Genomic DNA, 23366 nt, shown 5'->3' on the forward strand with positions numbered 1-23366 from the left:
CTTTTCTCTTTTTCTAAATATTATCACAATTATCAGATAACAGGAGATGATTTTTGCGTAAAAAAAAAGCCGGCAGCGCAGCCCGGCTTTTCGGAACATTATTTTCCTGATAAACGGATGACATTCCAGGACAGCGGAGTAAAATGAGCCGTTATCCCTTCAGCATTTGCCGAAGACGTTCCGTTGGAGTGCGGAATGACTTCTTTTCTGTTTTTTTGATTGGTCGCTTTCATATCCTGATGCTCCAGCACGATATGCTCAATGATGCGGTAATCTTCAAACCCCCTCAGCCTTATCTCCGTTTCCATCAGTTCCTTGCTTTTGTTGACGGCAAAAATGGTCAGTGCTTCATCCTCTTCATGGTAAACGGCCGCGGCATCAACATACGGTACATCCGTAAAATCCGCTGAGTCGTATTTCGGGGAGGTGATCAGCAGCTTCATTGAAGTCCCTCTCCCGTAGACAGAGGCGTGCATGTAAGGATAAAAGATCGGCTGTCTCCATGCTTCTCCGCCCTTTTCAGTCATGATAGGCGCAATTACGTTGACAAGCTGGGCGAGACAGGCGATCTTCAGTCTGTCCGCATGCTGCAGCATCGTAATCAGCAGTGAACCGATCAACAGCGCATCTTCAAAATTGTAGATGTCTTCAAGAATCGGCCGGGCCGTAATCCATGGCTCCACTTTTTTATCCGCTTCATTTGAGTGATACCACACATTCCATTCATCTAAAGAAAGGTGAATCGTTTTTTTGCTGCGTTTTTTCGCTTTCATATAATCACATACGGCTGTGACGGATTTAATAAAATGGTCTAAATCCATCGACTTCGCCAAATAGTTCTCAAGATCATTTTCATGGTTGCCGTAATACGTATGCAGTGAGATGTAATCCACATGCTCGTACGTATGCTCAAGCACCTCGGCCTCCCACTCAATGAAGGACGGCATGCCGCTGTTTGAGCTTCCGCAAGCCACCAATTCGATCGTCGGGTCCGTCCATTTCATCACCTTTGCCGTTTCAGCGGCGAGCCGTCCGTATTCATGCGCCGTTTTATGACCGATCTGCCAAGGGCCGTCCATCTCATTTCCTAAGCACCATGTTTTGATGCCGTAAGGTTTTTCATATCCGTGCGATTTTCGTAAGTCGCTCCAGTATGATCCTTCAGGATGGTTGCAGTATTCGACGAGGTTCCGGGCGGCATCGATCCCTCTCGTCCCGAGATTGACCGCCATATTCACTTCGGCGTTCACTTTTTTCGCCCACGTTAAAAATTCATTCGTCCCCACTTCGTTCGTTTCTGTCGTCTGCCATGCCAAATCAAGCCTCCGCGGGCGGTCCTTCACCGGCCCGACGCCGTCTTCCCAATTGTAGCCTGAGAGAAAATTCCCTCCCGGATAGCGGATGAACGGCACTTGCAATTCTTTGATTAACTCCTGCACGTCTGTTCTGAAGCCGTCCTTGTCGGCTTTCGGGTGGCCGGGCTCATAAATGCCTTCATACACCGCCCGGCCCATATGTTCTATAAATGATCCGTACATCCGTTTGTCCACTTCACCAATGATATATTCTTTATCTGCTGTAATCCCCGCTTTTTTCATTATATTTCCTCCCTCTCTCTATCCCTTCACTCCGCCTACTGTGAGGCCGGAAATGAAGTATTTTTGGAAAAACAAGAATATGATGATCACCGGCAGTATCGCAAAAACGGACCCGGAAATCAGCATGTCATAGTTGTTGCCGTACGGACTCAGCAGCCCTGAAAGTCCGATTGGAAGCGTAAACATTTCTTTCGACCGAAGCACGATCAGCGGCCATAAAAAGTTATTCCAGCTGTTTAAAGATTGAAGAATGATCATTGCCCCGAATGCCGGTTTCATGAGGGGTGCCATAATTCTGAAAAAAATGCCGAATTCGGTGCAGCCGTCCATTCTCGCTGAATCAAGCAGATCCTTCGGAAGTCCGAGCGCATATTGCCGGAAAAAGAACACGGCGACAGGCGACACAATAAACGGCAGAATCACTCCCGTATAAGAATCGATCAAATGAAGACCCACCGTCAATTTGAACAACGGAAGCATCATCACTTCAAGAGGCACCATCATAATGATCAGCACAAGAACGAAAATAATATTTCTGCCTTTAAATTCGTAGACACCGAGTCCATAGCCGATCAAAGAGGAAAAAAACAGCGTGAGAACCGTGGTGAGAACGCCGAGCAGCAGGCTGTTAAAAAACCATTTGAAATAAATGCTCCCCCCGTTGAACAAATAGGTGTAGTTATCAAGGCTCATTACATCCGGATCAAGACGCAGATTCAGCCCGATGCGCATCAGCTCAGATGACGGCTTTAAAGAACCGAGCAATAGACAGATCATCGGAAAGATATACAACAGGCTCAGCATGATAAAAAACAAGGTAAACGCGACTCTGTACACGGAAAACATGTAATTGTTACGCAACGCTTATCCCTCCCCTTTAAACGAACCGGAAAGTTTCAGTGAAACAAGGCTGACTAGTAAGATGACAAGCAAAAGGACAATTCCGATTGCGGCCCCGTACCCCATTTCGTTGTATGCAAGCCCCTGCTGATATAAATAACCGACAAGTGTGAGGCCGATATTGCCCGGGGAATTATTCTGCCAAAGCACATAGCTTTCCTCAAACATTCTGAAACCGCCGATAATACTGATCGTTAACACATAAACGGACACCGGCTTTAAAAATGGAAGGGTAATATGCCGGAACTTTTTCCACGTACTCGCCCCGTCAATTTCAGCCGCTTCATACAATTCTTTCGGCACGTTTTGCAATCCCGCCAGAAAGTAAAGAATGTTAATGCCCATCCACCTCCATGACGCAAGCAGCACCATTAAAAACATGCCGGTACCTTTGTTGTTGAGCCAGTTTTGGGGTGATGCGCCAAGCTTCATCATCAGCTCGTTTGCAAGCGACGTATTCATTTCTCCGAACATCAGACGGAAAATAATCCCCGCTACGATCGTCGATGTTAAAGCCGGTACAAACAGAGCCGATTTAAACACATTTCTGAACCTGACGAGCTTCGAATTCAGAATCACCGCCAAAAGAAGCGGCACCGGAATCAGCACGATCAGCGTCCAGAAGGTATATTCCAATGTGTTAAATAATGCCGTATAAAAGGTTGGATTAAGAAGAGCGGTATAATTGGAAAACCCGACAAATGTAATTTCTCCCGGCAGTATCCGCTGAAAGCTCATGATAAACACGCTGATGATCGGATACAAAAAGAAAACGAGAAACGAAATGATAAATGGCGCCGTAAAAAGATAAGGCGCCGCTTTTTTTGAATACAGCACATTGCGCCGGCGCGGCTTCTTCCGGACTGCAGAAACGGTTTGCGCTGTCTCTGTCTTTACAGGTCTCATAAAAGCTCCCCCGCTTTCACTGTTAAATAGGGCGGCTTCTCCTATTTCTCTAATTGCTCTGCCGCCTCGTCCAAGGCTTCCTTAGGTGTTTTTTCCTGCGTCTTCAGCGCATCGAACAGCACCTGTCTGACAACGAGATCAGCCGCTTTAGAGAAGTCTTCATGCAGATAAATCGGATTGATCTCATCTTTTATTTCAAGGAGCGAGGAAAAAATTGACGTACCGTTCCGGAAGAAATCCGTGTACTTGTTTTTCTCCTTCAATTCTTTTGAATCCCACACGTCCCAGCGGAGCGGGTCAAAGCCGAGCACCGTCCAAAGCTTTATGTTCCCTTCCTTTGAACCTTTCGCAAAACCGAGAAATTCTTTCGCGAGCTTCAGATGTTCAGCCTGCTTCGGCACGACGGTGGCTGTTCCGCCTAAACCCGCTGATCTGTCACCACCTTCTTTCCAGGCCGGCATAGGGTAAATCGCCATTTTTCCTTTTAAATCAGGCATATAATCGATAAACCGTCCCATGTACCAAATGGGCATCAGCACTGAGGCTGCCCCGCCCTGATTCATAAAACCGTAGTATTCTTCGCTGTGATGGCCGCCGCCGGGAGCCGGCAGAAGGGTTTTATCATTTACCATGTCCTTTACGTAATTCAGTGTGTCTGTATTCGTCTTGCTGTTCAGAATCAATTTTCCGTTTTTGCTGTAGTAGCCTGACCCTTGCTGCGAAATCATGGATAGGAATGTGGCGGAGTCGTTTGTTTCAACCGTTCCCATCGGTTTCCCAGATGCTTCACGCACTTTTTTCCCTGCCCGCCGATAATCTTCCCATGTCTTAATGGAGGCGGGATCAACGCCCGCTTTTTTCATAATATCCATGTTGTAAAACATGACGGTCGTCCCCACATGTGTATCAAGACCGTACAATTTTCCGTTTTTGCTGTACAATGCCAGACGCGCTTCCACAAACTTATCGCGGTCTTTTTCAATCAGCGGCGTCAGATCGGCAAGCGGGATATCCTTCCCCTTCAGAAAGTTCGAGAACCGGCTTAATTCCACGTCGGCTATATCGGGAAGCCCCTCACCCGCGATCAGCGAAACCGATAAATTATCATGCATTTGTCCATAAGGATAAACAACGGTATTCAGCTTGATTTTGCGCTCCGGAAATTTCTGATTCCATTCTTTGACCATTTCCTGATAAAACTGTTCGTGCAGACCGTTAAACGTCCAAAACGTCAGCTCCGTTTCTCCCGGCCGGCCGGCAGTCCGTTCTTGTGAACAGCCGGCGGTAAACAAGAAGAGCATCATCAGCACCAAACATACAGCGGTCGTTTTTTTCATGTCATTACCCCTTCCACTTTAGGCCGTGCGGCTATTGATGCAAATGATGTGCAAAGAGCGCTGCATTTTCATTTATGATAGTTAAACCGGTATAACGGTCTCTCAGTGTGTGCGCATGCTTAAGCGCATCGCTGACAAGGTCCTGTTTTACACCGATCTCATCGAAACAGGCGGGACCCCCCGCAGATGTGAGCCACCCGGCAATTGTTTTGCCGTCGGGAAGCCCTTCATATGCAGATTGAATCGCCTCGCGAAAGTGCGGCGGCAGTTCGGCAAGCTTTTCGTGACAAGCCAGTTCTTTGTAAACATCACTCAGCACCGCGCACGCACAGCCGACCTTCGCACCGTGGAGAATCGCAGGCTGTTTTGCCTTCAGCATTTCCATCTCAATCCAATGCGAGATGTGATGTTCTCCTCCTGAGGCGGGGCGGGAGTGGTCAAGCGCAAGCATGACAAGACCCGAAACGATCAGCGCTTCCATCAGTATCTGAATGCCGGCCTCCGTTCCCATGGCAATGTCAGCACGGTGATCAATGCACTGCCAAAGCGCGTCTTTCACAAGCTTCGCCCCCGCTTCTGAGTACGGCTCACCCGCTAGCCTGCGGGAAATCTCCCAATCTGCCAGCGATGTTATTTTTCCGAGCATGTCTCCGAAGCCCGCGGCTGTCATTGAACGGGGCGCTTCTTTTAATACATTCGTATCCGCAAATAAGGCGATCGGCGCTTTCGTTTGAATCGTCGTTTTGATTCCGTTTAATATGAGCGGCGCTCCCGCCGATGTAAAACCGTCGACTGACGGAGCGGTGGGGAATGAGATAAACGGCAATCCGCGCTGGCAGGCGGCAAACCGTGTAATGTCGTGAATCGTTCCTGCACCGGCCGCAATGATGACTTCCGTCTCTTCCGCGAGATTGATCAGCGTATAGACCAATGTCCTCTCATCAGCCGCGGCGGTCCCGGCTTCATGCTCCGGAATGATGACTTTTGACGCTTTGATCCCGCCTGCCCTCAATTCTTCCGCAAGCAGACGTCCCGCCGCCTCGTACGTGTTCCGGTCACAGACGATCACCGGATGATTCCAGCATTTTTTTTGCAGAAATCTGAGAAGCTCTTCTTTTGCATTCGACCCGATCACGATATCTTCTATTTGAATCGGTGAGCGGCTGGCCCCTTCCTTGTCAAACTCGGATTGAATGTCCTCAGGAGAACGTTTCATAAAAGGATTCCCTCCTTCGCTAATTCTGTCAGGTCTTTAATAGAATCAAGGACGATGTCAGGTTCATATAGACGGGGCTCCCCAAGTTTGGCCGACCCCGTCAGAACCAATACGCTTTTCATTCCGTACAGTCTGCCCATTGCGATATCAGATTCGAGGCTGTCTCCGATAATGGCGCATTCCTCAGGGGGAAGTCCGAGCGCTTCACATGCCGCCTCAGCCATCAGCCAAGACGGTTTGCCGATGACAAGCTCCGTTTTTGCTCCGGCGGATGCTTCAATGGCCCCGATCATTCCCGCGACGTCCATGGCATGGCCGCCTTCATTCGGAAAGGAGCGGTCCCGGTTCGTGGCGATGATGCGCGCGCCGGAGGAAGCCGCCTTAAAAGCGAGATTCAGATCCTCATAGGTGACGGTTTCATGCAGGGAGATGACAAGCCAGTCTGCCGCCTGCGGGTTTTGCGCCATGGCGACACCCGCTAAAGCGAGTTCATCAGTCAGCCCTTTCTCTCCTAACACCCACACCTTTGACAAAGGATAATGCTTCTTTAAAAATGATGCCGTCACACTGGAGGACAGCACGATGCTCCGTTCATCCGTGCGGATACCGGCACCCAGCAGTTTCTTTCGGCACATTGCTCTTGATAGATTGCCGCGGTTGCTTAAAAAGACAACGGCTTTGCCCAGTGACTGAAGGGTATGAACGGCTTCTTTTGCGCCGTCAATCAGCTCCCGCCCCCTGAATACGGTTCCATCTAAATCAATCAGAAACCCGGCTGCGTCAAGTTTGGCCATAATAAGCATTCGCCCCGTGTTTTCTGTAAAAATGCTTATCATGCAGCACTCTGTCGATCGGACTGAGCTGTTTGTTCAGCATAAGCGAATGGTAGGCCATTTCCGCTACCGTTTCGAGCACAACGGCGTTATGCAGGGCATTCAGCGCGTCCGTTCCCCAGCAGAACGGGCCGTGGCTGTGGACGAGGACACCCGGATTTTGTTCATACGGTTCGTTTTGAAAGGTTTCGGCTATGACTTTGCCTGTATGATATTCGTAATCTTTCACAATTTCTTCTTCATACATTTCCCTCGTGCAGGGTATAGCGCTTTCAAAGTAATCCGCGTGAGTCGTTCCGAGAGCGGGTATGTCTCTTCCGGACTGTGCCCAGCTCGTTGCCCAGCGGGAATGAGTATGAACGATTCCGCCGATAGCCGGAAACGCTTTATACAGATAAAGATGGGTCGGCGTGTCAGAAGACGGTTTCAGCGAGCCTTCGAGAATGTCTCCGTCCTCATTCAGGACGACCAGTTTGTCAGCGGTCAGCTCACTGTAATCGACACCGCTCGGTTTAATGACGATTCTCCCGCTCTCTCTGTCAATGCCGCTGACATTCCCCCATGTAAACGTGACAAGGTTATGTTCCTCAAGCTTCAGGTTGGCGGCGAGCACTTCTTCTTTTAACGCTTCAAGCATGGCGGCTCCCTCCTTTCGCAAAATCACGGTTTTTAATGGCTTTCAGGCGTTTCATGACATTGTTTTCTTTGCCGAAGTAGTGTACGAGCTCTTTATATTCCGCATATAAATTGTCATAAATCTCAGCTCTTTCCGGGTTCGGGGCATAAAAGCCGTCTTTTAATTTCCCCATATGCGCGCAAGCTTCAGCAATATTGGAGAATCCCCCGTTTTCCCGTCCCGCGGCGAGCGCTCCGAAAATCGCGGAGCCCAGTGCAGGCGCCTGCGGAGACCCGGATAATTTAATATCCATATTTGTGACGTCTGCATAAATCTGCATGACAAACGGATTTTTTTCGGCGATTCCTCCGGCTGCGTAAAGCTCTTCGACCGGAACGCCGTTTTCCCGGAACGTTTCGATAATCATCCTCGTTCCGAACGCCGTCGCTTCAATCAATGCCCTGTAGATTTCTTCCGGCTTCGTGTGCAGCGTCATGCCAAGCATCATGCCCGTCAAATCGGCGTCCACCAAGGTTGACCGGTTTCCGTTCCACCAGTCAAGCGCGAGAAGGCCGCTTTCCCCCGGAACAAGTTCAGCTGCTTTTTTGCTGAGCAGCTCGTGAATGTCTATGTGTTTATCCTCAGCTTCCTTCTCATAGTCTCTCGGAACACACGTTTTGACGAACCATTCAAAGTGGTCGCCGACACAGGACTGCCCCGCTTCATATCCCGCATATCCGGGCAAGATGCCGTTATTGACGACCCCGCACATACCGGGAACGATATGTTCTTCCTCGCCGAGCAGCACATGGCAGGTAGACGTTCCCATGATCATCAGCATTTTCCCCGGCTCTGTAATACCGACCGCGGGCACTGACACGTGAGCGTCGACATTGGCGACGGCAACGGCCGTCCCCGGCAGAAGCCCGGTCAGCTCCGCCATTTTTTCGGTCAAACCTCCTGCTTTTTCCCCGACTGAATAAATGGTGCCGCTTAATTTATCCTTTGTAATCGTTTTCATTAACGGGTTGAGCTTTTCGAAAAAATGATCCGGCGGATACCCCGTCTCCTCATTCCAGATTGCTTTGTAGCCGGCCGTGCAGTTGCTTCGCTTCAATGAACCGCATAATTGATAGACGATCCAGTCTGCCGCTTCCACAATCCGATCTGCCGCCTCGTATATATGCGGCGCTTCTTCCGCGATTTGCATGATTTTCGGGATCATCCATTCAGAAGAAATTTTACCGCCGTATCTTTTAAGGAATGTTTCTTTTGTGTCTTCGGCAATCGTGTTCAAACGGTCTGCATGTTTTTGAGCCGCATGATGCTTCCACAGCTTCACATAACTGTGGGGCTCCCGTTCAAATTCCGGCAGCATACAAAGCGGCTGCCCCGCGCCGTCTATCGGCAAAATCGTGCAGGCGGTAAAATCAATTCCTATGCCGATCACGTCTTTTGGATCAGCGCCCGCCTGCTCAAGCAGGTTCGGAATCGCCGTTTCCAGAACTTCGATATAATCGGCAGGATGCTGAAGCGCCCAGTCCCGAGGGAGTTTTTCACCCGTCTTCGGCAGCGTGCGGTCGATGACGGCATGAGTGTATTCTTTTACCGCAGACGCGATTTCTTCGCCCGTGCGGACATTGACAAGCACCGCCCGGCCGGACAATGTGCCGAAATCAACACCAATCGTATACGCCATATCAATTCCCTCCCAGCCGGTATAATACGTCATTCCATTTCAGCTCTTTTTTCAGCTCATGTATTTCGGTATTGCGGGAAATAAAGATGCTTTCAATGCCTGCCATCTCAGCCCAGTCAAGCATCTGTTCAGCCGTAAGCCGGAAGGACATACAGGTATGGTGGGCGCCTCCCGCCAAAATCCATGCTTCCGCAGCTGTTTTCAGCGATGGCTCCGGCTTCCACAGCACCCGCGCCACAGGGAGATTCGGCATATCATGATCAATTTCCCTGCCTTCCGCTTCATTCAGAATGAGACGGAATCGCCCGCCGATATCAATGATGCTGGCGATGATGGCTGAACCGCCGATTCCGTTAAAGACCAACCGGGCCGGATCTTCCTTCCCTCCGATTGAGAGAGGGTGAACTTCGATTTTCGGCTGATCAAGGGCGATCGTCGGACATACTTCAAGCATATGTGATCCGAGAATCATCGCACGCCCCGGTTCAAAATGGTACGTATAATCTTCCATGAAGGAGGTTTGTTCTCCGTCCGCCATTATTTTCATCATTCGCACAAGGGCAGCCGTTTTCCAATCGCCTTCGCCGGCAAATCCGTACCCTTTTTCCATGAGACGCTGAACGGCAAGTCCCGGAAGCTGCTTCATTCCGTGCAAAACTTCAAAGGAGGTCGAAAACGCTGTATATCCGCCCCGTTCGAGAAAGGCCGTTAATCCGAGTTCAATTTTCGCCTGTTCTTTAATGGAAGCAACTTTTGCCTCATCCCGTTTTGTTTCGTCGCTGATGACATACAATTTGTCGTATTCCTCATAAAGCGCCTCAATTTCTGCGTCGGTGACGTTGTTCATCACCTCGGTAAGATCGCCGATTCCGTACCCGTCAACCTGCCAGCCGAATTGGATGTGGGCGCCGACTTTGTCTCCGTCAGTAACCGCCACATTCCGCATATTGTCGCCGAACCGGGCTACTTTAATATTCCTGCTTTCATTCCAAGCGGCAGCAGTGTTCATCCATTGCGAAATGTCATGTTTGACTTCCTCATCATCCCAATAGCCTGCGATGACTTTTCTCGTCTGCCCCATTCTTGACTGGATATATCCGTATTCCCGGTCTCCGTGAGCGGATTGGTTGCTGTTCATAAAATCCATATCAATCGTTTCCCACGGGATATCGCGATGATACTGGGTATGCAGATGAAGCATCGGCTTTTGAAATGCGGAAAGACCTTCAATCCACATTTTCGCAGGGGAAAATGTATGCATCCACGTCACGACCCCGGCACAGTTTTCTTGATACTGCGCTTCCCGCAAAACCTCTCTGATCGTTTCAGATGACGTGACAACCGGTTTATGCCTGATCTTGTATCTTGATGACACCCCGCTGAGGCCGTCACATATTCCCTTTGCGTGTTTATCGACAAGCTGCAGCGTTTCCTCTCCGTATAAGTGCTGGCTTCCCGTTACAAACCAAAATTCATATTCTTTGTTCTGAAGCACATTCATTTCCCCTTTCCATCAAAATAAAGCGCTTGCATTTTTAAAAAATATACGTATGAATATAAACTATAAAACTTTTATCCTTTTATTTGTACGAACAACTTTATTATAGTTAAGGAGGAATCAACCTGTCAATCTTTTATTGCAAGTAAAAAAGCCGGACACACATGCCCGGCTGATCAATTAATAGGAAGGCCAGCCTGAACTCCAGTCGATATCATTGATGAGCATCTTCGGAATTCCGCTGTTTTCGGCGTCATACGCATGACGCACTAAAATATTCCCGTTCACAATGTCTTGACCGCCCGGGCCTTTCCAGCGGTCATTGCCGGAGTCAAGAATCGTCCCTCCGCCTTCTGACATGCTTTTCCCGCTTTTATCGAGATATGGGCCGGTGATGCTTTTGGATCTTCCATAAGCGATTTTGTACGTACTATTCACGCCTGAACAGCATTTATCAAACGACACCATTAAGTAATAGTAGCCGTTCTGGTAGGTGATGGCCGGCGCTTCCAAAGCTCCGCCGTTATTCGGTCTGGCAGCGATGGAATAAAGTGATCCCGTCGGTTTCATTGTATTTTTATCAAGCTTTGTCAGCTTAATGCCGCTCCAAAAAGAACCGAAGGCAAGCCAAGGGTTTCCGTCTTTATCAATTGTCAGCTCCGGATCAATTGCATTGTAGTTATTGGCGCTTGTTGAACGGATGACGAGCCCTTCGTCCTTCCAGTTTCCCGAACTGAGGCTTGCAGATGATGCAAGACCGATCGCGGAGGTATTTTTGCCGAATGAAGAAACGGCATAATACAGCCAATACTTTCCGTTATAATATTGAACATCGGGGGCCCATTGATTCAGCCCGTAATTCGGCACATAATTGCCCCACCATGACAGCGGGGAAGTAAAGATTGATTTCTGAACGGTCCATACGCCGCCGCTGCCCGCCTTTAAGACGCGAAGCCCCCTCTCCCCTTCCAAACCGGTTCCGAAAGCGTACCACGTGTTTCCTTCCTTCGCCATTGTCGGATCGTGAAGCAATTCATTTGATGCCCCCCAAAACGCGGCAGATGCCGGAGATGAAGACATCAGCAGCAGCCCGGCTGTAACGGCTGCGCACGAGAAACGGATCATGCGTCTGAATCTGTTTTTCATTTGTAAACCCTCCCCTTTTTTAAAGCGCTTTCAAAAACATGTTGTCAGATTTTTCTATGTCTTCTCTTATTGTAGACGCAGGGCTCATATTTGTACAGACAAAAAAAAGAATCTGCTTAAAAAAGCAGATTCTTCCGTATCTTTATTGGTAAGTAATACGGTCAACTGTTTCCCGGTCTAATTTTTTAATCACTTCTGTAATCAATTTTACCGTATTCTCATAATCATCCCGATGCAAAATAGCGGCATGAGTGTGAATGTAGCGCGTCGCGATCGTAATGGACAGCGCCGGCACTCCGTTTGCGGTTAAATGAATGGAACCTGAATCCGTGCCCCCTCCGGCAATAGAATCGAATTGATACGGAATTCCCGCTTCTTCCGCCGTGTTCACGACAAGGTCGCGCAGCCCTTTGTGAGATACCATTGACGCGTCATACAGAATAATTTGCGGCCCTTCGCCGATTTTGCTTTGCGCCTCTTTTTCAGAAATTCCCGGTGTATCTCCGGCAATTCCGACATCCACACCGAACGCGATATCAGGCTGGATCGTATGTGCCGCTGTTTTCGCCCCGCGCAGCCCGACTTCTTCTTGAACCGTTCCGACCCCGTATACTTCATTGGGGTGATCACTGTTTTTCAGATTTTTTAATACATCGATGGCAATCGCACAGCCGATACGGTTGTCCCATGCTTTCGCCAATAAATGCTTTTCATTGTTCATCACTGTAAATTCAAAATACGGCACAATCTGGTCACCCGGAAGAACGCCCCATTCCATTGCTTCTTCACGGCTGGACGCCCCGATATCGACGAACATCTCTTTAATATCGGCGGCTTTTTTTCTGGCGTCAGGAGGCAGAATGTGAGGCGGTTTCGAACCGATGATCCCCGTGATGTCCCCTTTTTTTGTCACGACGGTGACGCGCTGGGCCAGCATGACCTGAGACCACCAGCCGCCGACGGTTTGAAAGCGGAGAAAGCCTTTATCAGTGATTTGCGTCACCATAAAACCGACTTCGTCTAAATGCCCTGAGATCATGATTTTCGGACCGTTTTCTTTGCCGGTTTTTTTGGCGATTAAGCTTCCCAGCCGGTCTGTTGTGACGTCATCGGCAAATGGTTCTATGTATGATTTCATCACTTGTCTTACTTCTCTCTCATTTCCCGGTATCCCTTTTGCATCCGTTAACGCTTTCAGCATGGTGAGCGTTTCATCTAATTTTGTCATCAATAAACCTCCTTTTTTTCACTACCCTTCTTATTATACAAAACCAATGCTGAAGCATACGATTAATTCGCCTGAAAAACGGGTAAATGTTTTTATCTATTTCTTTTAAAAAAATGAAACCTTTTGTTTTGTTTTTCGTATTACATCAGATCATGACAAAGGTGAGGAGGTGCCTTCACACATATGGCCATTACAGTATTGAGGATTGTCTTGCTTGCACTTCTTATTTATTTTATTTACATGTGCGTCAAATTTTACGCAAACCCGAAAAGAAGGCTCAGACTGGCGCAATCAAAAGAGAATTTTTATTTTATTGACGAACAGAAAAACACGCGAAAAAATCTCCAGCTTACTTATAAAGGAGTGCTCTTTGAAGGAGAAAAGCATATCCCTTCCAAAGATCATCCGCTGTTTATTCATACGATATTTGTATGGACCGAAAATCCGGAAAAGCTGAACCGCTTTTCTGCAGGTGATTTTGAAGAAGTCGAAAAAAAGGTATTGGAGCGGTACCCGAATTGTAAGATTGATTGGGACCAGCCCATCAAAAAAGCGAAAAAAGCAGGCGAGCGATAAGCTCTCCTGCTTTTTATGTTTTATACATCAAATACATCAGCACAAGGGCGGCTTCAGTGAGAAAAAGCAGCGGCACCCCGTATAAAAAGGATTTGTGTTTCGTCTTATGCCTGAAGGTGCGCATGCCGATCCATACGCCGAGTGAGCCGAACATGGCGGCTGTGAGCCATATTCGTTTCTCTGATATTCTCCACCGGTGCGCCTTTGCTCTTCTTTTATCAGCGCCCATGATCCAAAAGCCGTATCCGTTTATCAATACGGCGTAAATGAAGAGAGCCATTGATTGTCACCCTTTACGTAAAAAAACCGCTCCCGGAAAGAGAGCGGCTTTTTCAACTTACTTGTCTAACTGAGCTTTAGCAGCATCAGCAAGCTGATTGAAAGCAGTAAGATCGTTTACAGCAAGATCAGCAAGCATTTTGCGGTTTACTTCGATGCCTGAAAGCTTAAGACCGTGCATTAAACGGCTGTAAGAAAGACCGTTCATACGTGCAGCAGCGTTGATACGAGTGATCCAAAGCTTACGGAAATCACGTTTTTTCTGACGGCGGTCACGGAATGCATAGTTTCCTGATTTCATGACCTGCTGGTTTGCTACTTTGTATAATCTATGTTTTGAACCGAAATAACCTTTTGCTAATTTAAGAACCTTTTTACGACGCTGACGCGACACAGTTCCGCCTTTTACTCTTGGCATTATATTTCCCTCCTAATTGTTCCTTGTCCGATTACTTGATGTTAGCAAGCTGTTGTTTGATGCGTTTGAAGTCTCCTGCACTTACAATAGCACCCTTGCGAAGCTTACGCTTTTGCTTTTGGGATTTGTTGGCGAATAAGTGACTTGTATATGCATGAGAACGTTTTAACTTCCCAGAACCTGTCTTTTTAAAACGTTTAGCAGATCCGCGGTGAGTTTTCATTTTTGGCATGGGATTTCCTCCTTATTGCTTTTCGTTTTTCGGCGCGAGCATTAAGAACATGCTGCGGCCGTCCATTTTTGGTTTTGTTTCGACTGTCGCAACTTCCGCACATGCTTCAGAGAAACGGTCCAATACGCGCTGGCCGATTTCTTTATGAGTGATTGCGCGCCCTTTAAAGCGGATAGAAGCTTTCACTTTATCGCCTTTTTCAAGGAATTTAATCGCATTGCGCAATTTCGTGTTAAAGTCATGCTCATCGATCGTCGGACTTAATCTAACTTCTTTTAAGTTAATGATTTTTTGATTTTTGCGTGCTTCTTTGTCCTTTTTCTGCTGCTCGAATCTGAACTTACCGTAGTCCATGATGCGGCAGACAGGCGGTTTTGCATTTGCTGCAACTAACACAAGGTCAAGATTTGCGCGGCCGGCGATTTCAAGTGCTTCCTGACGGGACTTGATGCCGAGCTGATCGCCATTTTGTCCGATCAGACGAACTTCACGTGCACGGATACCCTCATTAACCAATTGATCTTTGCTAATAATGAGCCACCTCCATAGTTTCTTCGAATTGATTCACAACGCTTTTTGACTGCATTCTGCAGGCAAACAAAAAGTGCGGGCATGACAACACACCCACACTACGAACATCTGCATAAATAAAAATGTACGGTCAACCTGCCAACTACATGAATGTGTCAATCAGGTGAGAAGCGGGTGCCTCTGCTTGTGATTTATATTCAATTCAATAACTATTCTACACAATACCGGATCATTAGTCAAGAATGACTTCTCCGGATCAACTTTTTCATTTTAACACGATGCCGGGGCGAGCGCAAGGAAAAATGTGAAATTTCGTTCTTTGCCGCACGCGGATGCTGCCGGACAATAAAAAACCCGGGTCTATGACCCGGGTTTATCCTCCGATGAGCTGAACGAATACCGGAATGACCAGCACCGTCACCACTCCCACGACGACAACCGCGATACTCGCCATTGCCGCTTCTACTTCCCCCATCTCAATACCGACCGCAACACCGAGTGCGTGTCCTGATGTGCCGAGAGCCAGTCCTTTAGAGATTGGGTGCTTTACTTTAAACAGTTTTAAGAATAGAGCGCCCAGAGCATAGACGATAACGGCGTTGAAAATAACGGCGAAAGCGGTGATATCGGTGATGCCGCCGATTCCTTTTGACAGCGGAAGGGCAATTGCCGTTGTCGCCGCCTGCGGAAGCATGCTTTTCATAACGGCCGCGTCAAGATGAATGCCTTTTGCGATCAAATAGACAATCGTCACTGAGCAGATAGAGCCGACAATGATAGAAGACATGATCTGCCACCAGTATTTTTTCAGTTTGTCACGCTGTTTGTATAAAGGGATGGCAAAAGCGATCGTCGCGGGCTCCAGGAAGAATTTAATAATGTCTCCCCCGCTTTTATAATCTTCATATGAAAAACCGCCGAGCTTCAGAAAAAGGATTCCAAGCACCATCGCGACAAACAGCGGGGTGAAGAGGAAAAAGCCTCTCGTTTTTTTAAATAAATACGTGCCGATGCCAAAGGCCGCAAGTGAAACGACAATACCGAAATATGGACTCATCCGATTTCCCTCCTAATGCTGCACAAGTTCTTTTTCCTGATTGGAACGGCGCACCGTTTGTTTTTCAGGAGCAGTCTTCTGACGTTTTTGGCTGACAGACAAGATCAGCTGAGAAAAAAGGCCCGTGGCCCCTAACAGAATGATGGTGGCGAGTAAGATGACGAGTGCGATCTGCACGCCGTACTGCTGCATGACGCCAAGTGAATTCATCACGGAGATGCCCGACGGGACAAATAAAAATCCGATCAGTGACGTTAATGATGTTCCCAGCGTTTCTACTTGTTCAAGCTTAATCACTTTCAGGCATAAGAGGACAAATAATAACACCAAACCTACTACGGAAGCGGGTATAGGAATGGGGACAATCGCTGCAATCCCATTAGATATGAGCATAATTACGGCAAAAATAAATGCTTGTGTCAGAAATCCGTACACTTTTTTCGCACTCATTTTCTTCACCTCTTTCTCTTTGTTAGGTCCATTATAAAAGAGAAATCGCCTTTTAAAGCGCTTTCATAACAAACGGCTGAATATTCATTCTGAAATGCAAAAAACGGCTGCTGAAATGCAAAAGCCGCCTCATATAATATGAAGCAGCTTTTTTAAGTCCTTGGCGTATGTACGGCTGACGGGAATTTTAGAGCCGTCTTTTAAGATAAGATTGTACGTCGAATTAAACCACGGATGAATTTCCGTAATATGCTCCGTATTCACGATGAACGCACGGTGCACTCTCAAGAAACCCGTATCGGGCAGTTTTTTCTCAATGACCGCCAAAGTTTCATGAACGGAATAAGACGCGGCAAACGTTTTGACAGAAACGTGTCCGTCCTCCATGCCGGCGAAAATAATGTCCTTCGTATCTAAAATGACAATAGATTCACCGGCTGATACAGCCAGTTTATGCGCTCCGGCTGCGGACGGCTGCTCTGAGACGGCTCCTGCCCTGTCCTGCTTCACTCTTTTAAACTTTCTGATCGTCTGGCGCACTCTTTCTTCATCAAAAGGCTTCGTTAAATAATCGAGCGCGTCGACTTCAAAGGCTTTTAAAGCAAATTGGTCATACGCCGTTGCAAAAACGACGGCCGGCGGATTTTTCATGTTTTTCAGCCGTTTGGCAATGTCAAATCCGTTTTCTCCTGACAAATCAACGTCCAAAAACAGCAGATCCGGTTTTTGATCCATCATACTGTCAAAAGCGGATTCAATATTTTCAGCTTCGTTTATGTCACTTACTTCATTCGTCCGTTTCAGCAAATAAGCTAATTCATCTCTTGCCAGCATTTCATCATCAACGATTAACACCTTCAGCATGTTCTTCTCCTTTAGTCATCAGTTTCAAAGGCAGCTCAAATGATACGTCCGTACCTTTGCCGGCCTCACTTTCCAATCGCAGGGCTGCTTTGGGGCCGAACAGCCCGATCAGCCGCTGATTTAAATTGTAAAGCGCGGTTCCCGTCCCTTCTTTAGACGGGAGCGGACGGTTTCCGAGCACGGACAGCAATTCCGGATCAATTCCCCGCCCGTTATCTCCAACCCGCATTAAAACCGACTGACCGGCGGATACCACGCTGACATTGACGGCACAGCTGTCCTGCTTTCTTGAAAATGCATGGCGGAGCGCATTTTCGACGAGGATCTGCAGCACAAAAGGAGGAATTTCGATGTCCTCCAAACCGCGTTCGATCTCAAGGCTGATTTTATATTTCCCGGGAAAACGGGCCTGCTCCAATGATAAATATGCCTGCAGATGGTTCAGTTCTTTAGAAAGCGGGATGAGCAGCTGCCTTGCCCCCTGCAGATTGGAACGGAAATAGACGCTGAGCTGCAGCAGAAGCTTTCGGGTTTTTTCCACATCCGTACGGCAAAGAGCAGAAATCGTATTGATCGCATTAAACAGAAAATGCGGATTGACCTGTGCTTGAAGCGCCTTTATTTCTGCGTCTTTCAGCAATTTGCTCTGCAGTTCCGCCTCGCCGAGTTCAAGCTGGGTGGAAAACAGCATGGCGAGTCCTTCTGCAAGCTCTTCTTCAACCCGGCTTAAACCTGACGGGCTTTTAAAGTACATTTTCAGCGTCCCGATCGTTTTGCCGTTTGACGTCAGCGGCAATACAATCGCCGCATGCAGCGAACAGGGATCGTGCGTGCATTCAATTTCTGCCTTTGATGTCGCTTTCATAATATGACCCGTTTTAATGACGCGTTTTGACAATCCGGTGATCAGGCTTTCAGACGGAATATGATGGTCGGCACCCGCGCCGACGTGCGCCAAAATCTTTTCGTTATCCGTAAGCGATACCGCGTCCGTTCCCGTTTGCCTGTGAATGATGGCGGCGACGCTTTTGCATGAGCTTTCATTCAGCCCCTGGCGGAAAAACGGAAGCGTCTGATCGGCAATCATCAGCACCCTGTGGGTTTCAAGGGCTCTCGCCCGTTCTTCCTTCCGGATAATCGACTGAATGATCGAAAGAAAAATAAAAGTCCCTGACCCGTTTACCAATATCATCGGGATGCCGATGATGCTCACAAGCGTCCAAGCATCAGAAAACGGCTTGGCCATCAAGAGGATGAGCAGCATTTGCAGCGATTCCATCCCGAGTCCGACAAGCGCGGCCACCCGCGGTGTCGGCATCGCATAGCGTTTTCTGAAATACCGTCCGATCCAGCCGGACAAAATGCCCGCTAAAACGGATGAGACGGCACAGCTGACTGCGGTCGCGCCGCCGAGTGATAAACGATGCAGACCGGCCAGTATGCCGACGCCGATTCCCACATACGGGCCGCCTAAGAGTCCGCCGATTTCAACGCCCATAATTCTTGTATTGGCAATTGAACCGGACGGATTAATTTGAAACACCCAGTCATTATTCATGATTGTATTCCGCTGAATTTCTATTCCCGTATAGTTGCTGATGATACTGAACAGCGAGAAAATTGAAATCAGCACCGCTTTGCCTTTATAGCTCTCAGGCTGCTGGAGCGCCTGTCTGAACAATCTGGTATGAGCCAGAACAAATCCCAATATGACGATAATTCCGACTCTTTCCAGCATCATGATGATCAAATGCAGCATACTTTTCACCTGTTCTTTCAAATTTTATTTTATCACGTTTCAGAGCCTGAGACAGAATCTGACACAAACCTGCCTGTTTTTTTCAAATCATCTGAAAACAAATCTTTCACAGTCTATATATCTATTGTAGAATAAACGGGAGCCTTGCGGCAGAGAGTTTCAGAATATAACAAAGAGGAGAAGATCATGAAAGCCGTATTTTTTGATTTGGACGATACACTGTTATGGGATGAAAAAAGCGTCAGAACAACATTCAGGGAAACATGTTTACAAGCGGAAAAAAAATATGGCCTTGACCCGCATACATTTGAAGAGGCGGTTCGGAAAGCGGCACGGGAATTGTATATGTCATACGAAACCTATCCTTATACGGTCATGATCGGCATTAATCCGTTTGAAGGATTGTGGGCGAATTTTTCCGAGCCGGTCAGCGAAGGATTTAAACAGCTGAATCGGATTGCGCCGGAATACAGACGAAACGCCTGGACGAACGGCTTAAAAAGCGTCGGTATAGACGATGCGGCTTACGGCGAATATTTGGCGGAGTTTTTCGCGGCGGAACGCAGACAGCGTCCGTACGTGTATGATGAAACGTTTGCAGTGCTTGATAAGCTGAAAGGTGTTTATGAATTGCTTCTGCTGACAAACGGCGACCCCAGCCTGCAGAAAGAAAAACTCGCCGGCGTTCCTGAGCTCGCGCCTTATTTTAATGAAATCGTCATCTCAGGCGCTTTCGGAAAAGGGAAACCCGACGCCTCCATATTCGAACATTGCCTCGGCCTCCTGAACCTGAAAAAAGAAGACGCCATTATGGTCGGAGATAACCTCAATACTGATATATTGGGAGCGAAACGGGCAGGCATTACGACAGTCTGGGTAAACCGGACGCAAAAGAAAAATGATACGGACATTGCCCCTGATTACGTGATCAGCGATCTTCACGAGCTGTTTGCGATTATAGAGAAACAAAAAGAAAGATAATGTTATACGCAAAAAAACCCCATTCTGAATGAACGGGGTTTTTTGTATTTCCGGTTATTTTTTCGCTTCGGCTACAGCCTTTTTCACAAAATCGTCCAATGAGACGGTTTCTGATTTCTGCTCACCGTATTTCCGGACGTTTACCGCGCCGTTTTCCGCTTCTTGGTCACCGACCACAAGCATGTACGGGATTTTTTGCATTTGCGCTTCACGGATTTTATAGCCGATTTTTTCGTCCCGGCTGTCAAGCTCGACACGCAGACCTTCACGCTGCAGGCGCTCCTGCACTTTTTTCGCATAGTCAAGATGCACGGACGGTGATACAGGAATGACTTGGAATTGCACCGGCGCAAGCCATGTCGGAAGGGCGCCTTTGTGCTCTTCGATTAAGAAAGCAACGAAACGCTCCATCGTTGACACGACGCCGCGGTGAATAACGACAGGACGGTGCTGTTTGCCGTCTTCTCCGACGTAAGTGAGATCAAAGCGTTCCGGAAGAAGGAAGTCAAGCTGTACAGTTGACAATGTCTCTTCTTTGCCGATCGCCGTTTTCACCTGCACGTCAAGCTTAGGGCCGTAAAACGCCGCTTCGCCTTCCGCTTCATAATAGTCATGGCCGATTTCGTCCATTGCCGCCTTCAGCATGGATTGCGCTTTGTTCCACATCTCATCATCATCAAAATATTTTTCCGTGTCTTCAGGATCGCGGTAAGACAGGCGGAATGTGTAATCACTCAGGCCGAAGTCTTCGTATACGTCTTGAATCAAACGGACCGTGCGGATGAATTCTTCTTTAATCTGGTCAGGGCGGACGAAAATGTGCGCGTCATTTAACGTCATGCCGCGTACGCGCTGAAGACCTGAAAGCGCCCCGGACATTTCATATCGATGCATCGTTCCGAGCTCTGCGATGCGGATCGGAAGCTCGCGGTAGCTGTGAATGTCCTGTTTGTAAATCATCATATGGTGAGGACAGTTCATCGGACGGAGCACGAGTGTTTCATTGTCCATTTCCATCGGCGGGAACATGCCCTCCTGATAATGTTCCCAGTGCCCTGATGTTTCGTACAGGTCTTTGCTTCCGAGAACAGGCGTATAGACGTGCTCATAACCGAGGCTCAGCTCTTTATCCACAATGTAGCGCTCGATCACGCGGCGGATGGTTGCGCCTTTCGGCAGCCAGAGCGGCAGGCCTTGTCCGACTTTTTGAGAGTTGGCGAACAATTTTAATTCTTTGCCAAGTTTTCGGTGGTCGCGCTCTTTCGCTTCTTCAAGCATCCGCAAATGCTCTTTCAGGTCATCCTTTTTAAAGAAGGCCGTGCCGTAAATGCGCTGAAGCATTTGGTTTTTGCTGTCGCCGCGCCAGTATGCGCCCGCAAGGCTCAGCAGCTTAAATTCTTTAATTTTGCCTGTAGACGGCACGTGCACGCCGCGGCACAGGTCAAAAAATTCGCCCTGCTCATAAATGGAGACCGTTTCGTCTTCCGGGATGGCATCCAGCAGTTCAAGCTTCAGATTATCGCCGATTTCCGCAAACATGGCTTTTGCTTCATCACGGCTCACTTCTTTTCGGATAATCGGCAGATTTTCACCGACGATGCGTTTCATTTCTTTTTCAATCTTCGGAAGGTCATCCGGCGTCAGCGCCTGCTCCATTTCAACGTCATAATAGAACCCGTTTTCAATGACGGGGCCGACACCGAATTTCACATCTTTATAAATGCGTTTAATCGCCTGGGCCAATAAATGCGCCGTGCTGTGCCGCATGATGTTCAAGCCTTCTTCTGTGCCTTCTGTAATGATTTCTACGGCACCATCCTCTTGAATCGGCGTTCTTAAATCAATTTCCTGTCCGTTCAGTTTTCCGGCTAAAGACTTTTTCTTTAATCCCGGACTGATGGATGCCGCGATATCTTCTGTTGTTGTTCCTTTCGGAAATTCCTTTACCGCTCCGTCCGGAAATGTGATGTTGATCATATCTGACATCTTCGTCACTCCTTTTTTTATGCAAATCAAAAACCCCGCCCCCTATGAAAGGGACGAGGTTAAATAAACGGAATCGTGGTTCCACCCTTTTTTCCGCACGGCCGATTGTTTCGGCACCTGCGGCTCTAAACTCTGTAACGGGAGTTCCCGTCAGCTATTACTGGCGCTTCTTCCGGCGTTCACAGCTGAAGTTCAAAGGCGGTAAAGACAATGATCCATAGCTGGAAAGCTTTCAGCCTGGGCTCTCCTCTCTTATAAAGCCGGTATCAATGCTTCATGTCCTTATCAATACGTGTAGCAATCATTAATCTTTTATGTATTATAAAATGTCTGCGAGAAAAATGCAACTCGGTTTTCCGTCTGATTTCGCACAGACAGCCCTGCCGCTTACACAAGGCCGTCCGTGCGGCTATCCTTCCGTCTTCTCGGCTGCAAACGCGCCCAGCGGAAAAAGGCGCACCCTCTCCTGAAACACGTTTTGAATCGTTCTGGACATCATATGCTCCGGTTTGTCCGTATACAGTTCTACCATCTCAGGCGCAATGGAGATCAGCGGCGCAAGGAGATGGGAATCTATATACATCGGGTGCTCCCGCACAAACCGTCTGTCTATGTATTTTTTCTGTTCCCGTTCTGACAAATAGCGCAGCTCCCACAGCGTAAAAGCCCGGTCATGTACGATGCGGACTTTCTTCATCCGCGGCGGATTGGATGTCACATAATCTCTCAGAGACTGGATAAAGTTTTGATATTCCTGTTCCATCCGATATTCATCTATCGCAGCCTCCGCGTATTCTCTGAGCCGCTCATAATACCTGCCGAGCCGGAACGTCTGAAACGAACGCACGGAAAAAACACCCGCATCAAGTGAAATCGTCCGGAGCGCATCTGAAATAAACTGTGTGCGCGGCTCTTTCTTCGGCTCGAACGGATGATCCTCAAGCTCTCCTTCCATAATGCTGTGTGCAAGCTGAAGGATTTGCTGCTGTTCATCCTGATCGGTGAAGCAGTATGCGTCCTCAATAAGCGAAAGCATATGCTCGTCTTCTTTGCATTCCAAAAAAAACCTGACAAGTATCGGCTCAATAAAGCGCTGAACGCAAAAAGCCGTTTCAGACCTTGCGATTCCGACTTTTTTTATGCCTTCACGGACAATAAAATGTCTCCGGTCGTCCGATTGCTGAATGAGATGTAAAAAAGCGGCGGTATCGTGGTCATCTTCAAAGATCACTTCAAGCATATTTGTCCCCCCTTAC

General features: G+C 48.0%; 23 protein-coding genes and 1 other annotated feature. Of the genes, 2 read left to right on the top strand and 21 right to left on the bottom strand.

Going from position 1 to position 23366, the window contains the following annotated elements; genetic code table 11:
* Window positions 1-98: 98 nt before the first annotated feature.
* The 11 genes from arfA to J6600_RS13260 form a co-directional block, all read right to left on the bottom strand.
* The gene (gene arfA / locus J6600_RS13210; RefSeq protein WP_017418319.1) at window positions 99-1598 is read right to left on the bottom strand and encodes an arabinosylfuranosidase ArfA; all 1500 of its coding nucleotides are present in this window, start codon (window positions 1596-1598) and stop codon (window positions 99-101) included.
* A gap of 18 nt (window positions 1599-1616) precedes the next feature.
* Entirely contained in the window at window positions 1617-2444 is an 828-nt protein-coding gene (gene araQ / locus J6600_RS13215; RefSeq protein WP_007612991.1) for an arabinooligosaccharides ABC transporter permease AraQ, read from the bottom strand.
* Window positions 2445-2462: 18 nt separating this feature from the next.
* The gene (gene araP / locus J6600_RS13220) at window positions 2463-3404 is read right to left on the bottom strand and encodes an arabinooligosaccharides ABC transporter permease AraP (RefSeq protein ID WP_007408105.1); all 942 of its coding nucleotides are present in this window, start codon (window positions 3402-3404) and stop codon (window positions 2463-2465) included.
* A 41-nt stretch (window positions 3405-3445) separates the two neighbouring features.
* Window positions 3446-4741 (bottom strand): arabinooligosaccharides ABC transporter substrate-binding protein AraN, encoded by a 1296-nt coding sequence (araN, locus tag J6600_RS13225; protein ID WP_014418595.1) that lies wholly within the window; start codon window positions 4739-4741, stop codon window positions 3446-3448.
* Window positions 4742-4772: 31 nt separating this feature from the next.
* The gene (locus tag J6600_RS13230) at window positions 4773-5957 is read right to left on the bottom strand and encodes a sn-glycerol-1-phosphate dehydrogenase (protein ID WP_209387488.1); all 1185 of its coding nucleotides are present in this window, start codon (window positions 5955-5957) and stop codon (window positions 4773-4775) included.
* Window positions 5954-6760 carry a sugar-phosphatase AraL gene (locus tag J6600_RS13235; protein ID WP_481748179.1) on the bottom strand — a complete coding sequence of 269 codons (807 nt, stop codon included), beginning with the start codon at window positions 6758-6760 and terminating at the stop codon, window positions 5954-5956. The genes J6600_RS13230 and J6600_RS13235 overlap by 4 nt, the downstream gene beginning before the upstream one ends.
* Window positions 6738-7427, bottom strand: a complete 690-nt coding sequence (gene araD, locus J6600_RS13240) for an L-ribulose-5-phosphate 4-epimerase (protein ID WP_003152509.1) — start codon at window positions 7425-7427, stop codon at window positions 6738-6740. The genes J6600_RS13235 and araD overlap by 23 nt, the downstream gene beginning before the upstream one ends.
* Window positions 7420-9105 carry a ribulokinase gene (araB, locus tag J6600_RS13245; RefSeq protein WP_209387490.1) on the bottom strand — a complete coding sequence of 562 codons (1686 nt, stop codon included), beginning with the start codon at window positions 9103-9105 and terminating at the stop codon, window positions 7420-7422. The genes araD and araB overlap by 8 nt, the downstream gene beginning before the upstream one ends.
* A 1-nt stretch (window position 9106) precedes the next feature.
* Window positions 9107-10600, bottom strand: a complete 1494-nt coding sequence (gene araA / locus J6600_RS13250) for an L-arabinose isomerase (RefSeq protein WP_022552845.1) — start codon at window positions 10598-10600, stop codon at window positions 9107-9109.
* A 183-nt stretch (window positions 10601-10783) separates the two neighbouring features.
* The gene (abnA, locus tag J6600_RS13255; protein WP_072177268.1) at window positions 10784-11749 is read right to left on the bottom strand and encodes an arabinan endo-1,5-alpha-L-arabinosidase AbnA; all 966 of its coding nucleotides are present in this window, start codon (window positions 11747-11749) and stop codon (window positions 10784-10786) included.
* Between the two features lie 142 nt (window positions 11750-11891).
* A complete protein-coding gene (locus J6600_RS13260) occupies window positions 11892-12977 on the bottom strand; it encodes a M42 family metallopeptidase (RefSeq protein ID WP_209387491.1) in 1086 nt (361 codons plus the stop codon).
* A 183-nt stretch (window positions 12978-13160) separates the two neighbouring features.
* Between J6600_RS13260 and J6600_RS13265 the strand changes: the two genes are divergently transcribed.
* Window positions 13161-13553 (top strand): hypothetical protein, encoded by a 393-nt coding sequence (locus J6600_RS13265; protein WP_003152498.1) that lies wholly within the window; start codon window positions 13161-13163, stop codon window positions 13551-13553.
* Between the two features lie 13 nt (window positions 13554-13566).
* On the opposite strand, the gene J6600_RS13270 is transcribed toward J6600_RS13265, so the two are convergent.
* From J6600_RS13270 to J6600_RS13305, 8 genes are all read right to left on the bottom strand, one after another.
* Window positions 13567-13833 carry a DUF1294 domain-containing protein gene (locus J6600_RS13270; RefSeq protein WP_007613018.1) on the bottom strand — a complete coding sequence of 89 codons (267 nt, stop codon included), beginning with the start codon at window positions 13831-13833 and terminating at the stop codon, window positions 13567-13569.
* A gap of 57 nt (window positions 13834-13890) precedes the next feature.
* Entirely contained in the window at window positions 13891-14250 is a 360-nt protein-coding gene (gene rplT, locus J6600_RS13275) for a 50S ribosomal protein L20 (RefSeq protein ID WP_007613019.1), read from the bottom strand.
* A 31-nt stretch (window positions 14251-14281) separates the two neighbouring features.
* Window positions 14282-14482, bottom strand: coding sequence for a 50S ribosomal protein L35 (gene rpmI, locus J6600_RS13280; protein ID WP_003152493.1), 201 nt, complete (start codon window positions 14480-14482; stop codon window positions 14282-14284).
* A 12-nt stretch (window positions 14483-14494) separates the two neighbouring features.
* Window positions 14495-15016: a translation initiation factor IF-3 gene (infC, locus tag J6600_RS13285; RefSeq protein WP_071543361.1), complete on the bottom strand. Its 522-nt coding sequence runs from the start codon at window positions 15014-15016 to the stop codon at window positions 14495-14497.
* A 58-nt stretch (window positions 15017-15074) separates the two neighbouring features.
* Window positions 15075-15205, bottom strand: a sequence feature (ribosomal protein L20 leader region).
* A 181-nt stretch (window positions 15206-15386) separates the two neighbouring features.
* On the bottom strand, window positions 15387-16070 hold the full coding sequence (gene lrgB / locus J6600_RS13290) for an antiholin-like protein LrgB (RefSeq protein WP_007408093.1): 684 nt from the start codon (window positions 16068-16070) through the stop codon (window positions 15387-15389).
* Window positions 16071-16082: 12 nt separating this feature from the next.
* On the bottom strand, window positions 16083-16520 hold the full coding sequence (gene lrgA / locus J6600_RS13295; protein ID WP_007613022.1) for an antiholin-like murein hydrolase modulator LrgA: 438 nt from the start codon (window positions 16518-16520) through the stop codon (window positions 16083-16085).
* Between the two features lie 129 nt (window positions 16521-16649).
* Window positions 16650-17384 (bottom strand): LytR/AlgR family response regulator transcription factor, encoded by a 735-nt coding sequence (locus J6600_RS13300; protein WP_014418602.1) that lies wholly within the window; start codon window positions 17382-17384, stop codon window positions 16650-16652.
* Window positions 17362-19143, bottom strand: coding sequence for a sensor histidine kinase (locus J6600_RS13305; protein ID WP_209387492.1), 1782 nt, complete (start codon window positions 19141-19143; stop codon window positions 17362-17364). The genes J6600_RS13300 and J6600_RS13305 overlap by 23 nt, the downstream gene beginning before the upstream one ends.
* Window positions 19144-19329: 186 nt before the next feature.
* Between J6600_RS13305 and J6600_RS13310 the strand changes: the two genes are divergently transcribed.
* Window positions 19330-20124 (top strand): HAD family hydrolase, encoded by a 795-nt coding sequence (locus J6600_RS13310; RefSeq protein ID WP_014418604.1) that lies wholly within the window; start codon window positions 19330-19332, stop codon window positions 20122-20124.
* Window positions 20125-20178: 54 nt separating this feature from the next.
* Here J6600_RS13310 and thrS read toward each other — a convergent pair whose 3' ends face one another.
* Together thrS and ytxC are read right to left on the bottom strand one after the other, a co-directional pair.
* The gene (thrS, locus tag J6600_RS13315) at window positions 20179-22110 is read right to left on the bottom strand and encodes a threonine--tRNA ligase (protein ID WP_007613029.1); all 1932 of its coding nucleotides are present in this window, start codon (window positions 22108-22110) and stop codon (window positions 20179-20181) included.
* Between the two features lie 409 nt (window positions 22111-22519).
* On the bottom strand, window positions 22520-23350 hold the full coding sequence (gene ytxC / locus J6600_RS13320; protein ID WP_017418333.1) for a putative sporulation protein YtxC: 831 nt from the start codon (window positions 23348-23350) through the stop codon (window positions 22520-22522).
* Window positions 23351-23366 lie beyond the last annotated feature (16 nt).

The organism is Bacillus sp. LJBV19 (assembly GCF_017797845.1).
GTDB lineage: Bacteria > Bacillota > Bacilli > Bacillales > Bacillaceae > Bacillus > Bacillus velezensis.